This window comes from Caulobacter sp. 1776, assembly GCF_040545685.1.
GTDB lineage: Bacteria > Pseudomonadota > Alphaproteobacteria > Caulobacterales > Caulobacteraceae > Caulobacter.
Genome location: NZ_JBEPMI010000002.1, coordinates 365,679 through 379,668 on the forward strand (window position 1 = coordinate 365,679; position 13,990 = coordinate 379,668).

The 13,990-nt window shown below is 67.9% G+C and carries 16 protein-coding genes; 8 read left to right on the forward strand and 8 right to left on the reverse strand.

Translation table 11 applies throughout. The annotated features are described in order from the left end of the window. Positions 1-5: 5 nt before the first annotated feature. From ABIC66_RS07130 to ABIC66_RS07145, 4 genes are all read right to left on the reverse strand, one after another. Entirely contained in the window at positions 6-314 is a 309-nt protein-coding gene (locus tag ABIC66_RS07130; protein WP_354068912.1) for an SCP2 sterol-binding domain-containing protein, read from the reverse strand. An 89-nt stretch (positions 315-403) separates the two neighbouring features. Continuing rightward, a complete protein-coding gene (locus ABIC66_RS07135) occupies positions 404-1,051 on the reverse strand; it encodes a hypothetical protein (protein ID WP_354068914.1) in 648 nt (215 codons plus the stop codon). Next, entirely contained in the window at positions 1,048-1,944 is an 897-nt protein-coding gene (locus ABIC66_RS07140) for a class I SAM-dependent methyltransferase (RefSeq protein ID WP_354068915.1), read from the reverse strand. Before ABIC66_RS07140 ends, ABIC66_RS07135 begins: the two co-directional genes overlap by 4 nt. 62 nt (positions 1,945-2,006) lie before the next feature. Beyond that, entirely contained in the window at positions 2,007-2,849 is an 843-nt protein-coding gene (locus ABIC66_RS07145) for a class I SAM-dependent methyltransferase (RefSeq protein WP_354068917.1), read from the reverse strand. A 232-nt stretch (positions 2,850-3,081) separates the two neighbouring features. On the opposite strand from ABIC66_RS07145, the gene ABIC66_RS07150 reads away from it, so the two are divergent. Further along, on the forward strand, positions 3,082-3,540 hold the full coding sequence (locus tag ABIC66_RS07150; protein WP_354068919.1) for an Hsp20 family protein: 459 nt from the start codon (positions 3,082-3,084) through the stop codon (positions 3,538-3,540). A 203-nt stretch (positions 3,541-3,743) separates the two neighbouring features. On the opposite strand, the gene ABIC66_RS07155 is transcribed toward ABIC66_RS07150, so the two are convergent. From ABIC66_RS07155 to gpmA, 3 genes are all read right to left on the reverse strand, one after another. Then, positions 3,744-5,006 (reverse strand): pentapeptide repeat-containing protein, encoded by a 1,263-nt coding sequence (locus ABIC66_RS07155; RefSeq protein WP_354068921.1) that lies wholly within the window; start codon positions 5,004-5,006, stop codon positions 3,744-3,746. 97 nt (positions 5,007-5,103) lie between these two features. Further along, complete coding sequence (locus tag ABIC66_RS07160) at positions 5,104-6,363, reverse strand: pentapeptide repeat-containing protein (RefSeq protein WP_354069385.1); 1,260 nt, start codon at positions 6,361-6,363, stop codon at positions 5,104-5,106. Between the two features lie 94 nt (positions 6,364-6,457). Beyond that, complete coding sequence (gpmA, locus tag ABIC66_RS07165) at positions 6,458-7,171, reverse strand: 2,3-diphosphoglycerate-dependent phosphoglycerate mutase (protein WP_354068923.1); 714 nt, start codon at positions 7,169-7,171, stop codon at positions 6,458-6,460. Positions 7,172-7,318: 147 nt separating this feature from the next. On the opposite strand from gpmA, the gene ABIC66_RS07170 reads away from it, so the two are divergent. From ABIC66_RS07170 to ABIC66_RS07200, 7 genes are all read left to right on the forward strand, one after another. Beyond that, positions 7,319-7,534 (forward strand): hypothetical protein, encoded by a 216-nt coding sequence (locus tag ABIC66_RS07170; protein ID WP_354069387.1) that lies wholly within the window; start codon positions 7,319-7,321, stop codon positions 7,532-7,534. Next, positions 7,531-8,487 (forward strand): KpsF/GutQ family sugar-phosphate isomerase, encoded by a 957-nt coding sequence (locus tag ABIC66_RS07175; RefSeq protein ID WP_354068924.1) that lies wholly within the window; start codon positions 7,531-7,533, stop codon positions 8,485-8,487. Before ABIC66_RS07170 ends, ABIC66_RS07175 begins: the two co-directional genes overlap by 4 nt. 155 nt (positions 8,488-8,642) lie before the next feature. Continuing rightward, positions 8,643-10,139 (forward strand): phosphomannomutase/phosphoglucomutase, encoded by a 1,497-nt coding sequence (locus ABIC66_RS07180; protein WP_354068925.1) that lies wholly within the window; start codon positions 8,643-8,645, stop codon positions 10,137-10,139. 156 nt (positions 10,140-10,295) lie between these two features. After that, positions 10,296-11,153 (forward strand): helix-turn-helix domain-containing protein, encoded by an 858-nt coding sequence (locus ABIC66_RS07185; protein ID WP_354068927.1) that lies wholly within the window; start codon positions 10,296-10,298, stop codon positions 11,151-11,153. 9 nt (positions 11,154-11,162) lie between these two features. After that, positions 11,163-11,600 (forward strand): acetyltransferase, encoded by a 438-nt coding sequence (locus tag ABIC66_RS07190; RefSeq protein WP_354068929.1) that lies wholly within the window; start codon positions 11,163-11,165, stop codon positions 11,598-11,600. 45 nt (positions 11,601-11,645) lie between these two features. Next, positions 11,646-12,923, forward strand: a complete 1,278-nt coding sequence (locus ABIC66_RS07195; protein ID WP_354068931.1) for a metal-dependent hydrolase family protein — start codon at positions 11,646-11,648, stop codon at positions 12,921-12,923. After that, entirely contained in the window at positions 12,923-13,552 is a 630-nt protein-coding gene (locus tag ABIC66_RS07200) for a hypothetical protein (RefSeq protein ID WP_354068933.1), read from the forward strand. Before ABIC66_RS07195 ends, ABIC66_RS07200 begins: the two co-directional genes overlap by 1 nt. Here ABIC66_RS07200 and ABIC66_RS07205 read toward each other — a convergent pair. Further along, positions 13,549-13,926, reverse strand: a complete 378-nt coding sequence (locus ABIC66_RS07205) for a response regulator (RefSeq protein WP_354068935.1) — start codon at positions 13,924-13,926, stop codon at positions 13,549-13,551. The genes ABIC66_RS07200 and ABIC66_RS07205 overlap by 4 nt on opposite strands. Positions 13,927-13,990: the final 64 nt, after the last annotated feature.

Consider the following 13,990-nt stretch of genomic DNA (forward strand, 5'->3'; position numbering starts at 1 on the left):
GCGGGTTAGCGCATCTTGGCGAACAGAGCGCCCATCTTGGGCTGCAGGGCCATGGCCGTGCCCATGTCCGACAGCTTCAGCTTGCCGGTCATCACCGCCATGGTCGGGTCCAGCGAACCCGCGCCGATGGCCAGCAGATCGTCCAGGCTGAGCGTCATGGTCAGATCGGCCGGCTTGTCCTCATTGGTCACCGAACCGCCATCGATGTGAATGAAGCCGGCGTCCTTGAGGTCGAACTTGAGGCTCTTGCCGAGCCCGCTGTCGTCGCCGACGGCGCCCTTGATGCGATCGGTGATTTCTTGAAGCGTGGCCATGAGCGCGATCTCCCTCTGCGCGATGTATGTTGCAACTAGCTAGACCGGGCCGTCCGGTTAAGTAAACACCGTTCAGACGACTGCGGATCCTATTTCTTTCCGTCGTAGAAGGCGACCTTAGTCGGCGTTTTTGTCAACTTTACCCGCACGGCGCCTTGGTGGTCGGCCGGTCGGAAGTACGGCGTCTGCTCGGCTTCGGGCAGCGGCGTGCTGTGGCCGTCGGCGAAGACGATCATGCCGCTCTCGGCCTTCGGAAAGGCGATCCCGGTCATCTTCGGCGCCATGAAGGCCATCGGCCCGGCGGCCTTGCCAATCACCGTATTGGCTTCGGTCACGGTCATGGCCAGTTCGCGGGCGTCGTACTCGCCGGCGGGCTTCAGCTGCGTGCCGAAGCTCATGAGCTTGCCCAGCTTGGCGTCGGCCGGCACGTCCAACACGATCTCGGCGCCGCCTTCGATCTGGGACAAGGTCGGCAGGCGCTCGAAATAGCCTTCGCCATTGACCGGCAACGGCGTGCGCGCGCCCGTCTTCTCGACCAGCGTCGCCTTCAGATTGGCCAACGGCTGGCCGTCGCGCCGCAGCGCATAGGACAGCTTGAGCCGCGTGCGTTCGGCCGGCGGCACCTTCAGGAACTTGTCCAGAAACGGCAGCAGCTTGCCCGCCGGCGCTGTCTGCTCGGCCAAGGCCGGCGTGGCGACCGCCGCCAGGGCGGCGGCGAGGATCAAAGCCTTCCTCATTTCGGCTTCACGAATTTCAAGGTCATGCGGTCGCTCTCCCCGATAGCGTCGTACTTGGCGTGGTCGAAGCCCGGTTCGGCCGGCTCGCCGCGCGGCGAGGACAGGCGCGTGGGCGGCAGGGTCCAGACGCCGAACGGATGGTCCTTGGTGTCCTTGGGATTGGCGTTGATCTCGCTGGTCCCGTCCAGGACGAAGCCCGCCTCCTTGGCCATCTGGATCACGTAGTCCTGCTGGACGTAGCCGTCGGCGGCCAAGACGTCTTGCACCCGGCCAGGCTCGCCCCGATGCTCCTCGACACCGAGGATCCCGCCGGGTTTCAGGGCCGCCAGCGCGTCCTTGAAGGCCTTCTCGGCGATGCCGCCAGCCATCCAGTTGTGCAGGTTGCGCAGGAACAGCACCAAGTCGGCCGTGCCCGCTGGGGCCACCGGACCGCTGGTCGGGCCGAAGGCGGTGAAGGTCACCTCACCATAGACCTTCTTCTTCTCAGTCAGCTTGCGGCGGTAGGCCTCGACGATCTCGGCGGCGGCCGGGTCGGCGGGGTCGTTGGTCTGCAGCAGGGCCTCGTAGAGCTTGCCGTGGGTGTCGGCCAGGAACGGCGCCAGGATGTCGGTGTACCAGCCCGCTCCGGGCCAGAACTCGACCACGGTCTGGCCCGGCTTCAATTCCCAGAACTTCAGGGTCTCGACCGGATGGCGCCAGACGTCGCGCGCCCGGTCGGCGGGCGGCCGCCAGTCGCCGGCCACCGTCGTCTCGATCGTGTTGGGCCCGGCCTTGTCGGCCGCCTTGGCCTCGGTCTTGGCCGGATCGGCCTTCTTGCCACACGCGGAGAGGCCCAGCGCGCCGACGCTCACCAGAACTCCTCGCCGCGACCATTGCTGAACTGGAACCATCAATCCCCCGGCAACCTGCGGGCCAGCATCTCCGCCGACCTTGGCCAAACTCAGGCGGCCCAAACTCAAGCGGGCTTACGGAAGCGAAGGGTCATGCGGTCGCTCTCGCCGATGGCCTCGTACTTGGCGCGGTCGAAGTTCGGATTGGCCGGCTGGCCCGCCGGGGCCGAGCGCCGGGTAGGCGGCAGGGTCCAGACGCCGAACGGATGGTCCTTGGTGTCCTTGGGGTTAGCGTTGATCTCGGACTGGGCGTCCAGCTTGAAGCCGGCCTTCCGGGCCAGGGCGATCACGGTCGCGGTGTTCAGATAGCCGTCGGCGCCGGCCTCTTTCTCCGAACGCGGATCGGCGCGATGATCCTCGACAGCCAGGACGCCGCCCGGCTTCAGCACGGCGAAGAAGTCGGCGAACACCTTGTCGGCCATGCCCGGCGTCTGGGTCCAGTTGTGGACGTTGCGGGCGGTCAGCACGAGGTCGGCCGAGCCCGGTGCCCCCAGCGGGCCCGACGCCACGCCGAAGTCGACGAATTGCGGCTTGCCGTATTTGGCGGCGTCGGCGAAGCGGGCCTCGAAATCGGCGCGGCCCTTCCTGGCTCCTTCCGACAGCTTCGGATTCGAGAGATCCGCGACGCCGGCGACATAGGTTCCGCCAGTCACCTTGGCGTAGGGCGCCAGGATCTCGGTCCAGTAGCCGCCGCCGGGCGAGATCTCGATCACGGTCTGGTTGGGCTTCAGCCCCCAGAACGACAGGCTCTCGTACGGGTGGCGCGCGCCGTCGCGGGCGACGTCTCCCGTCGGACGGGTCGGCGAGGCGATCGCGGCCTTCAGGGCCGGATCCGTCGCGGCGAAGGCGGCCGGCGCGGAAACGGTCAGGGCGGCGGCGAGCAGGAGAACGTGACGGCGAAGTGGCATGGGGCGTGTCCTTCGGCGGGCGGGCGAAGGCGCGACCTTAGCCGGGGCCGGCGGTGCGTCAAACGATTCACGTTCGATGCGTTGTCGCCCCTTGAACCCGAAAATCCGCTCACCAACTAGATTGGCGAAGGCGCTGGAAACCCGGGCCTTCCGGACCACAGGCGACGCCGATTTCGGGCCGCCGACGGGACGAACATTCGAAGACCTTGCTTGATAAGAAGGATCTGAACCTATGCGTACGATCGACCTTTCGCCCCTGTACCGCTCGCTCGTCGGCTTTGACCGCCTCGCCGACCAGCTGGACGCCGCCGCTCGTAACGAAGCGGCTTCGGGCTATCCCCCCTACAATATCGAACGTATCGGCGAGAACGACTACCGGATCGAGATCGCGGTGGCCGGGTTCAAGCCGGAAGAACTGAACGTCGAGGTCAAGGAAAACCTGCTGACCGTCACCGGCCGCAAGACCGCCAACGACGATGCGAAGCAGTACCTGCACCGCGGGCTCGCCGAGCGTAACTTCGAGCGCAAGTTCCAACTGACCGACTACCTGGTCGTCGTCGACGCCGACCTGTCGAACGGCCTGCTGTCGATCGCGCTGAAGCGTGAACTGCCGGAAGCTCTGAAGCCCCGCACCGTGGAGATCAAGTCGACCACGCCCTCGACCCTGATCGAAGGCGAAAAGGCCGCCTAAGCGCGCCTCCTCTTAGTCTCCCCAATCCCCTCTGAACTAGGCGGCGCAGCTCTGCGCCGCCTTTTTCGTGCGCGCCCCCAGAGTCAATCGACATTCAGATATTTATAGCTTCGTCATTCCCGCCCCCCGGGACCGGCTTCGCCGGCCCGAGGGGGGGAATGACGACGGGTTGGTGGGTCTTGTGCGAACGGCCGCTACGCCCCCTAAGGCGCCGAGAGGTCCAGGCCCTGGACCTGGTTCAGATCGACCTCGCGGAAGCTGGCCTTGGTCACGCGGGCGCCGGTGAAGTCCGAACCGCGCAGGTCGGCGCCGTCCAGCACGGCTTCGCTGAGGTCCGCCGTCTGGATCATGGCGTAGCGCATGCGGGCCGACTGCAGATTGGCCTGGGTCCGGCGGTCCGGGCCCAGCGGCAATGGCGACAGGAAGGCCTGGCGCAGGTCCGCCTTGGTCAGGTTCGCGCCCGTCAGCTTGGCGCCCCGCAGGTCCGCGCCGCGCAGATTGGCCGCGCGCAGGTCCGCGTTCGCCAGATTGGCGCCCTGCAGCTGGGCGCCGGACAGATCGATGCCGACCATGCAGGCGCCTTTGGCGCTCATGGCGGTCAGGCGCAGACCCTTCAACTTGTCGCCCAGCGGCCGCAGGTCCTCGCCGTCCAAGCGCGCGGCCGCGCCCTCCTTGCCGCCGGTCTGACACCAGCGCTGGTTATCGAGGCAGCGCTTGTAGAGCTCCTCCGCCTTGGCCAGGGCCTCGCGGGTCACCGTGCGCACGGCGCCGGTCATGCTAGCGCCGCTGACGCGGGCGGTGGACGTGTCGACGCCGGCCATGACCGCGCCCGAGAGGTTGGCGCCTTCCAGATTGGCGCCCTTCACGTCGGCCCCGTCCAGGATGGCCCCGGCCAGATTGGCTTCCTTCAGGTTGGCGCCCGACAGCTTGGCGCCGCGCAGCGAGCAGTCGCTGAAGTCGGCCTTGAACGCCGAGACGCCTTCGAACTGCGAACCGTCCAGGGTGGCGCCCGAGAAGTTGACCTCGTCGACCTCGCCCTGACGGGTTTCGTGGCGCAGGGTGTCGAGGCCCTTGCGGGGATGCGGAATAGCGATCTGGCCTTCGCGGAAATCGGCCTGGGTCAGGTCGGCCTGGGCCAGGTTGGCGCCGCGCAGGCACGCGCCGCGCAGGTCGGCGCGGATCAGGGACGCCTGGCGCATGTCGGTCTTGCGCAGGTCCGCGCCGAACAGGCTGGCGCGGTCCAGCTTGGTGCGCACCATGCGGCAGCCGTCGAGGATCGAGGCGGACAGGTCCGCATCGGTCAAATTCCGGAACGACAGATCAAGGCCCGACAGCTGCATGAAGCGTAGGGAGGCGCGTTTGCCGCCCTGCTTGCCGGTAACGAATTTCTCGTGCGCCGTTACGATCATGTCGAGCTCGGCTTGGCTCAGGCGGCGACGCCCGGCCACGCTTTGCGCGGCGTCCATAACGCTTTCCCCGTTAGGTCTTTTCTAGGTTACGCGGACTGTAGCGGCGGAGGACGAGCGAACCGTTAAGCCGCGCCCATTCGCCGCGAAATATTTCTCAGATGACATCATCCAGGCCGCGCGCCGCCAGGCGGATCGCGCCGGTCAGGTCGATGTCCTTCAATTGGGCGCCGGTGAAGTTGGCGCGCGAGACGTCCGCCCCGGCCATCCGGGCCTGGCGTAAGTCGGCGCGGGCGAGATCGGCATTGGCCAGGATGGCGCCCGTCAAGTCGACCGGCAGCACGCGGTCGGCGGCGATCAACAGCGGACCCAGCTGGGCGTCGCGCAGGTCCGAGCCCGAGAGCTTGGCCCCCTTGAGACGCGCGCCGCGCAGATCGGCCCGGCGCAGGTTGCAGGCCCGCAGGTCCGCCCCGTCCAGCTGGGCGCCCTGCATCTGCACGCCTTCCATGTCGAGGCCATAGAACACCGCGCCCTTGGCCGAGAGGGCGGTCAGGTTGAAACCGCGGACAGATCGCAGATTACGCAGGTCGGCCTTGTCGAACACCGAGGGCTTGCCCTCGCCGCCGCCCGTTTCGCACCAACGCGCGTGGTCGGCGATCATCTGCTCGTAGGGCATGTCGCTGACACTCGTGCCCGACGCCTTGTCGGTCAGGGCGCCGTCCAGATTGGTGTCGTTGATGTTCCACGACATGGTCTTGGCGCCGACCAGCACCGTGTTGCGCAGGTCCGCGCCGGCCAGGTTCGCGCCCGACAGGTCGGCGCCGGCGAGATTCGCCCCGTTGAAATTGGCCTGTTTGAGGTTGGCGCGGACCAGCTTGGCGTCCTTGAGGATCGCGTCGCTGAAATCGGCCTTGGTGGCGACGATGCCCGACAGGCGCGAGCGCTCCAGATTGGCGCCGCTGAGGTTCGCCCCCGTGGCGTAGGCCTCGCGCTGGGTCAGTTCGATGACCCGATAGCCTTCCTTGCGGTCGGCGGCCGCGAGCGTGCCTTCGCGCAGGTCGGCCTCGAACATGTCGGCGCCGGTCAGGTTGGCGCCGCGCAGGCTGGAGCCACGCAGGTCGGCCCGGCGCATCGAGGCGTCCGTCAGGTCCGCTCCCTGCATGTCCGCGCCATAGCAGTTGGCGTTATCCATCTTGGTCTTGCGCAGATCGCAGCCGACCATCATCGCGCCGGTAAAGTCGGCGTCGCAGAGATTGCGGCCCGTCATGGACAGGCCGGACAGATCGCAGAAGGCGAAGACAGCGCGCGCCCCGCCCATGCGGGCGGACCACAGGCGGTCGTGCTTGGCGCAGATGACGTCCACGTCGTACTGCGTCAGGCGCTTGTATTCCTGTGTCGTCGGCGCGGCGGCGCTCATGGTTCGCATGGAATCCCAAAGTGAGAAACCACCATGCGCAGAGCATAATTAACGCCGTGTTTCCAACGGCTTCCGGTGAAGCTTGCCGGCCGCCTCAACCGACCGACGGCAGGGCTTCGGCGCGGCTTTCGTCCAGGTAGCGGGCGCTGGTCGGTTTCAACTGAGAGTCCAGCTCGATGACCAGCGGGTTGCCCGTGGGGATCTCGACGCCGACGATCTTGTCGTCGGGCACGTTGAACAGGTGCTTGACGATGGCGCGCAGCGAATTGCCGTGCGCGGCGATCAGCAGGGTCTCGCCGGCCTTCAGGTGAGGCGCGATGTCGCTTTCCCAGTATGGCAGCACGCGGACGAGGGTGGTGGCCAGGCTTTCCGTCGATGGCAGGGTCGCGCCCTTGTAGCGGCGATCCTTGGCGAAGTCGTACTCACCGCCCGGGGCCAATTCCGGCGGCGGCACGTCGTACGAACGACGCCAGATCGTCACCTGGGCCTCGCCGTGTTTCTCGGCCGTCTCCGCCTTGTTCAGGCCGGTCAGCCCGCCGTAGTGGCGCTCGTTCAGGCGCCAGTCCTTGGTCACCGGCACGAAGCTCTGCTTGGCGGCGTCCAGGGCCAGGTTGCCGGTGCGAATGGCGCGCGTCTGGACCGAGGTGAAGGCGTGGTCGATCTGGATGCCGGCGTCCTTGATCAGCTCGCCGCCCTTCCTGGCCTGGGCCTCGCCCTCGGCCGTCAGGTCGACATCGACCCATCCGGTGAAGCGGTTTTCCAGGTTCCACTGGCTCTGGCCGTGGCGAAGCAGGACGAGGGTCGGCATCGGGCTACCTTCGGAGTCTGGGAATGTCACGGCGCGGGCTAAGGCCAGGCGGCTCCAGCGTCAAGCGCGGAACGGCCGCCTCTCCTTCTTCCCCCTCCCCCGCGCCGTCGCCCGTGCTATAGGCGGGCCATGCCTGATCGCTTTTTCATGCCTCTGATGGGGCTGATCGCCGTGGCGCTGATCGCCTTTTCCCTCGTCTGGCCGCAAGGCCAGGGCGACCGCTCCTGGGGTCCGTTCGGCCACACGCCGGTGCAGCAGACGCCCGAGATGAAGGCCAGGATCCAGCGCGAAAAGGACGCCGCGGCCCGCCGCGACGCCGCCGCCAAGAAGGCCGTCGAGACCGTCGGGCAAATGCAGCAATGAGCGCTTTCGACGCCGTCGCCGTCGGTCGCCGCGTACTGAGCATCCAGGCCGACGCCCTGCGCTCCATGTCCGAGTCGCTGGGCAAGTCCTTCACCCGCGCCGTCGAGGTTTTGTTCGACGCCAAGGGCCGGGTCGTCTGCACCGGCATGGGCAAGTCCGGCCACGTGGCGCGCAAGATCGCCGCCACCCTGGCCTCGACCGGCGCCCAGGCGATGTTCGTCCACCCCGCCGAGGCTTCGCACGGCGACCTCGGCATGATCGGTTCGGACGACGTGATCCTGGCTTTGTCGAAGTCGGGCGAGGCGCGCGAGCTTTCCGACACCCTGGCCTACGCCAAGCGGTTCTCGATCCCGTTGATCGCCATGACCGCCTTCGCCGATAGCCAGCTGGGGCGCGCGGCGGACGTCCTGCTCTTGCTGCCCGACGCACCCGAGGGCACGGCCGAGGTCAATGCGCCGACCACGTCAACGACCCTGCAGATCGCCCTGGGCGACGCCATCGCCGTGGCCCTGCTGGAGCGCCGCGGCTTCACGGCCAGCGACTTCCGGGTCTTCCATCCGGGCGGCAAGCTGGGCGCCATGCTGCGGACGGTCGGCGACCTGATGCACGGCGAGGACGAGCTGCCGCTGATCGGCGTCGACGCCGCCATGCCCGACGCCCTGCTGGTGATGAGCGAGAAACGCTTCGGCGCTGTCGGTGTCGTCGACGGCGCGGGCCGACTGGCCGGCCTGATCACCGACGGCGACCTGCGTCGCCACATGGACGGGCTTCTTCAGCATACAGCGGGTCAAGTCATGACCCGCGCTCCGCTGACCATCGCCCCCAGCGCCCTAGCGGCCGAGGCCTTGAAGATCATGAACGAAAAGCGGATCACCGTGCTGTTCGTGGTGGACGCCAATCGCCCGGTCGGCGTTCTGCATGTTCACGATCTGCTGCGCGCCGGCGTGATCTGAAGCTCTACGCACGGCGGCCGCCAAAACCGCTCATACTTTATGACTGCCGTGCTTCAAGTCACATCCGAATTTACCGAACCTTGTCATGTGATCGCGCTAGCCGTCCGACCAAGAGGCGGCTAAAGCGACCTCCTCAAAACTGAAGCGAGCCTTCGATGTTCTCCGCACCCCGCGCCGATCTGGTTCCGAATACCGCCGCCTACGAAAACGAACCGCTGGTCAAGGCGACCGGCTTCCGCGAGTACGACGCGCGCTGGCTGTTCGGCCCCGAGATCAACCTGCTGGGCGTCCAGGCCCTGGGTCTTGGCCTGGGCACCTACATCCAGGAGCTGGGCCAGTCGAAGATCGTGGTCGGCCACGACTTCCGCTCGTACTCGACCTCGATCAAGAACGCCTTGATCCTGGGCCTGCTCAGCGCGGGCTGCGAGGTGCACGACATCGGCCTGGCCTTGTCGCCGACCGCCTATTTCGCCCAGTTCGACCTCGACATCCCCTGCGTGGCCATGGTCACGGCCAGCCACAACGAGAACGGCTGGACCGGCGTGAAGATGGGCGCCCAGCGCCCGTTGACCTTCGGTCCGGACGAGATGGGCCGCCTGAAGGACATCGTGCTGGGCGCCAAGTTCGTCGAGCGCGAGGGCGGCAAGCTGATCCGCGTTCAGGGCGAGGCCCAGCGCTACATCGATGACGTCGCCAAGCGCGCCAGCCTCAAGCGCCCGCTGAAGGTGGTCGCCGCCTGCGGCAACGGCACGGCCGGCGCCTTCGTGGTCGAGGCCCTGCAGAAGATGGGCGTCACCGAGGTCGTGCCGATGGACACCGACCTCGACTTCAACTTCCCGAAGTACAATCCGAACCCGGAAGACGTCGAGATGCTGCACGAGATGGCCCACGCCGTCCGTGAGCACAAGGCCGACCTGGCCTTCGGCTTCGACGGCGACGGCGACCGCTGCGGCGTCGTCGACGACGAGGGCGAGGAGATCTTCGCCGACAAGATCGGCCTGATGCTGGCCCGCGACCTGGCCCCGCTGCATCCGGGCGCGACCTTCGTGGTCGACGTCAAGTCGACCGGCCTCTACGCCACCGACCCGATCCTTCAGCAGCACGGCTGCAAGGTCGTCTACTGGAAGACCGGCCACAGCTACATCAAGCGCAAGAGCGCCGAGCTGAACGCTCTGGCCGGCTTCGAGAAGAGCGGCCACTTCTTCATGAACGGCGAGCTGGGCTACGGCTACGACTGCGGCCTGACCGCCGCCGCCGCCGTCCTGGCCATGCTGGACCGCAACCCCGGCAAGAAGCTCAGCGATCTGCGCAAGGCCCTGCCGGTGGCCTTCACCTCGCTGACCATGAGCCCGCACTGCGACGACGAAAAGAAATACGGGGTCGTCGCCGAGGTGGTGAAGGAATACGAGGACCTGTTCGCCGCCGGCGGTTCGATCCTGGGCCGCAAGATCACCGAGGTGATCACGGTAAACGGCGTGCGCGTCCACCTCGAAGACGGCTCGTGGGTCCTGGTCCGCGCCTCGTCGAACAAGCCCGAGGTGGTCGTCGTGGTTGAGAGCACCCAGTCGGAAGACGACATGCGCGCCCTGTTCCACCAGGAAGTGAAGCCGCGCCTGGGCGACCGCGTCGGCAAGTACAACCAGGAAATCTGATCCGGCCACACGCCGATCGACGGAAAGGCCGGGGCGCGATCCCCGGCCTTTTTCGTTTCTCGTGTCGTCGCCCCGTCGCAACGGCGTAGCTGGACCCCATATCCCCCTCAAAGGCGCGATCGGCCATGATCGACGTAGGGATGGGACGCTCGACGAATGGACATCAACTCCCCCAACGCGGCGCGGCGCCAAGCGACGCGGAGCAAGAGCGCCCATCCCCCGGTCGGCGCCCTGTTGCGCGAGTGGCGGGCCGCGCGGCGGCTAAGCCAGCTGGATCTGTCGCTGGAGACTGGGGTCTCGACCCGCCACCTCAGCTGCGTCGAGACCGGCAAGGCCCAGCCCAGCCGCGACACCCTGTTCCGCCTGGCCGACGCCCTGGCCATGCCGCTGCGCGAGCGCAACACGCTGCTGCTGGCCGCCGGCTACGCGCCGCAATATTCCGAGAACACCCTGGTCACCCCCGCCCTGGAGCGGATGCGCGAGGCGATCGAGCTGATCGTCGCCCACCAGGAGCCCTATCCCGCCTTCGTGATCAACCGCCACTTCGACGTGCTGATGGCCAACGCCGCCGCCCAGCGGGTCAACGCCCTGCTGATGCGCGGCAAGCAGAGCCCGCACAGCAACCTGCTGCGCCAGGTGTTCGATCCCGACGACTTCCGCGCCGTGATCGTCAACTGGCCCGAGGTCGCCCAGAAGTTCCTGCGCCACCTGCACGCCGACATCGCCGCCGCCCCGTCCGACAAGACCGCCCAGGCCCTGCTGGACGAGGTGCTGGCCTATCCCGACGTGCCGGCGCGCTGGCGCTTCCGAGACGTCGAGACCGAGCCCGCGCCGGTGCTGAACCTGGTCTTCCGCAGCGATCTGGGAGACCTGCGGTTCTTCGAGACCATCACCACCTTCGCCGCGCCGCGCGACGTCACCCTGGACGAGCTGCGGATCGAGTGCGCCTTCCCCGCCGACGCCCACACCGCCGAGGTCTGCGCCCGGCTGGCGCGGGAGGCCGCCGCGGGCTAAAGCGCGTCGATGATCAGGCTCCGCCCTTCCCGCCCGGCCGACGGCGACCGTGTCGTCGAGATCTGGGCCGCCGCCGTCGACGCCACCCACGACTTCCTCACGCTCGAGGACCGCGCCGCCATCGGTCGCGAGGTCCAGGACTTCCTGCCGACCGCGCCGCTGATGCTGGCCGTGGACGATCGCGACCGCGCCCTGGGCTTCATGCTGATCGACAACGGCCACATGCATGCGTTGTTCATCGACCCCGAGCATCGCGGAGCCGGCGTCGGCGCGATGATGATCGACTACGCCTTGGCCGTTCACCCGATGCTGACCACCGACGTCAACGAGCAGAACGTCCAGGCCGTGGGCTTCTATGAGCACATGGGCTTCGAACGCACGGGCTGGTCGGCGACCGACGGCCAGGGCCGGCCCTATCCCCTGATCCATCTGCGCTTTGGCGCTTGAGGCGGTTTTCGGCTTAGCTGGCGGCGTTCCATCGCGAGTCGTCCCATGCGCTGCCTTCTCACCGCCCTCGCCCTGATCCTGGCGCCCGGCCTGGCTGTCGCGGCCCCGCCGATCCTGATCAAGCCGGCCAGGGTCTGGACGGCCGAGAACGCCGGTCCGCCGCGCGAGGGCTGGGCCGTGCTGGTCAAGGACGGCAAGATCGCCGCCGTCGGTCCCGCCGCCCAGGTGGCGACGCCAGACGCCGAGATCATCGACCTGCCGGGCGCGACGGTGATCCCGGGCCTGATGGACCTGCACAGCCATCTGTTCCTGCATCCGTACAACGAGACCCTGTGGGACGATCAGGTGCTGAAGGAGACGCCGACCTACCGCACCCTGCGCGCGGCGGTGCAGGCCAAGGCGACGCTGGAGGCGGGCTTCACCACCTTGCGCGACCTCGGGACCGAGGGCGTCGGCGCGGCCGATGTCCCGCTGAGGAAGGCGATCAACGACGGCCTGATCCCGGGCCCGCGCCTGTTCGTGGCGACCAAGGCGATCGTGGCCACCGGCGCCTATGGCCCGGCCCGCAAGAACTACAATCCCGAGGCCGACCTGCCCCAGGGCGCCCAGGAAGCCAGCGGCGTTCCCGAGGTGATCAAGGCCGTGCGCGAGCAGGCCGGCGCCGGCGCCGACTGGATCAAGGTCTATGCCGACTACCGGGTCGGCCCCGACGGCTCCACCCAGCCGACCTTCTCGATCGAGGAGCTGAAGGCCCTGGTCGACACCGCCCATTCCGGCGGCCGCCCGGTCTCGGCCCACGCCTCCAGCGACGAGGGCATGCGCCGGGCGGTTCTGGCCGGGGTCGACACCATCGAGCACGGCTATGGCGGCAGCGACGCCACCTTCAAGCTGATGGCCGAGAAGGGCGTCGTCTTCTTCCCGACTCTGACGGCGGTCGAGAGCACATCGACCTATTTCGGCGGCTATGTCGCCGGCCAGACCCCGCCGACCGCGGCCATGACCAACGCCGAGCGCGCCTTCAAGCTGGCGGTGAAGAACGGCGTCACCATCGGCATGGGCAGCGACGTCGGCGTCTTCCGGCATGGCGACAACGCCCGCGAGCTGGTCTGGCTGGTCAAGGAAGGCATGACCCCGGTCCAGGCCCTGCTGGCCGCGACGGCCGTCGACGCCAAGGTGCTGGGCCGCGCCAGCGACCTCGGCCAGCTGAAGCCCGGCTACCTGGCCGACATCGTGGCGGTGATCGGCGATCCGACCCAGGCGATCGAGGCGACCAAGGCCGTCGTCTTCGTGATGAAGGGCGGACAAGTGGTGCGGAGGCCCTGATGCGCGCGATCCCCGCCCTGCTCCTGCTGCTGACCGCCGGCCCGGCTCTGGCGCAGACCGACCCTGGCGAGATGCAGGCGCATGACACTTTCCGCGACGCGGCCACCGCGCCGTTGGAAGACCTGAACCTCAAGCGGAAGGCCATCCCGCCGGTGCTGCTGCGCGCGGTCGCCGATCCCTATGACATGACCGGCCTGACCCGCTGCGAGCCGATCGCCGCCGAGATCGGCCGGCTGGACGCGGCATTGGGTCCCGACCTCGACGAGGCCCCGCCGCCCGACGCGCGCTCGAAAGGCAAGAAGGTCGCCGACGCGGCGTACGGCGTCGGCGTGGCCGGGGTTCGCGACACGACGCAGGACGTGCTGCCGTTCCGGGGCTGGATCCGCAAGCTGACCGGCGCGGCGAAGCACGACAAGGCGGTGCGCAAGGCCATCGAGTCCGGCGGCGTGCGGCGCGGCTATCTGAAGGGTGTCGGCATGCGGATGAACTGCGCCCCACCGGCCGCGCCCAGCTGGTTCGTCCCCGTCGAGGCCAAGCCCGCGCCGCCGTCCAAGGGTCCCAGCCTGTTCGAGAACTTCCTGGCCTGGTGGGACGAGGTCCTGGCCTGGTTCCGCTCGCTGATCAACTAGGCTGGCCTCAGCATCGCCCGCACCTCGCCGACCAGCTTGGGGCCGTCGAACGGCTTCATCACATAGCCCTTGGCGCCCAGCTGCATGGCCTGGACGATACGGTCCAGGCGCCCGTCACCGGTCAGCATCAGAACCGGGATGTCGGCGGCCTCGGATTCCTTGAGCGCCTTCAGGGCGTCGAGGCCGCTCTGTCCGGGGATGCGCACATCCAACAGGATCGCGTCGGGACGGCGCACCGGGATCGCGGCGATCAGCCGGTCCGCGGCGGGAAAGCCCACGACCTCCAGGCCATCGCGGGTCAGGAACGCCTCGATCAGTTCGAGCGTCGGTTCGTCGTCATCGGCCACATAGATCAGGGGAACGCGCTTGGACATCGATTGCAAAAAAGCCCTGGGCCACTCGGCGGCGAACACTGTTCGAGGGGTATGAAGCCCAAGA